The sequence below is a fragment of the Bacteroides sp. AF39-16AC genome, from assembly GCF_003602735.1.
GTDB classification, from domain to species: domain Bacteria; phylum Bacteroidota; class Bacteroidia; order Bacteroidales; family Bacteroidaceae; genus Bacteroides; species Bacteroides uniformis.
The window spans coordinates 368,468-368,769 of record NZ_QTLN01000003.1 but is presented as its reverse complement, the minus strand read 5'-3'; the positions used below and the strand labels follow the sequence as shown (position 1 = coordinate 368,769).

Here is a 302-nt window from a genome sequence, read left to right as displayed (position 1 = left end):
CGCATAAAAGCTTTTGTCTTCAGCTTCATCTCCGTACCTGCCAAGTGGATCATGACAGCAAGGCAATACGTGCTGAATATCTATACTGAAAACCGGGCTTATGCAAGACCTTTCAAAACTGGATTCGGATAAAGTCCGTTCCTTATGGTTTTAATCTGCGTATTGCCTCAAGTCGCATAGTGGGGCAAGGGGATATTGTGGGCAGAAGTGGGTATTTCAGCCTCAATTTATCTGCTAATTCAGTGATGAGAGGACGTTTAGACGCAAGAAGGACGCTGAAGAGCTTAGTTGCGGATTTGAGG

The 302-nt window shown here is 45.0% G+C and carries 1 pseudogene; it reads left to right on the top strand.

Features of this window, described 5'->3' with window-relative positions:
• Positions 1-132 (top strand): annotated as a pseudogene (locus DW039_RS21220) (IS1380 family transposase); the annotation flags it as partial.
• Positions 133-302 lie beyond the last annotated feature (170 nt).